This window comes from Bacillus cereus group sp. N11 (genome assembly GCF_016483605.1).
Lineage (GTDB): Bacteria > Bacillota > Bacilli > Bacillales > Bacillaceae_G > Bacillus_A > Bacillus_A toyonensis.
This window is the reverse complement of record NZ_JAEHBN010000063.1, coordinates 1-338: the sequence shown is the minus strand read 5'-3', so window position 1 is coordinate 338 and position 338 is coordinate 1. Positions and strand designations below refer to the sequence as shown.

Genomic DNA, 338 nt, shown 5'->3' with positions numbered 1-338 from the left:
ACAAAAGAAGTAACAGCGGCAACAGAATGGAAGTATACGTTTGAAAAGCTACAAGCATACGATGCGAATGGAGTAGCTTACAAGTATGAAGTGAAAGAACAGCCAATAGCTGGATATGAACCAAAAGTAAATGGTTATGACATCACAAATACAAAAGTAGGCCAAACAAAGCTAGAAGGAACGAAGACATGGAAAGACGATAACGCGAAAGATCGTCCGGAAATAATCAAAGTAGACTTACTACAAAATGGCAAAGTAATTGCAACAAAAGAAGTGAGCGTAGCAGGTGAATGGAAATATGCGTTTACAGATTTAGCTGCATATGATGCCGAAGGAAA

1 protein-coding gene is annotated in these 338 nt (G+C 38.5%); it reads left to right on the top strand.

Going from position 1 to position 338, the window contains the following annotated elements; genetic code table 11:
- The coding region (locus tag JDS98_RS29665; protein ID WP_199634639.1) for a Cna B-type domain-containing protein at positions 1–338 on the top strand (338 nt) is incomplete at both ends.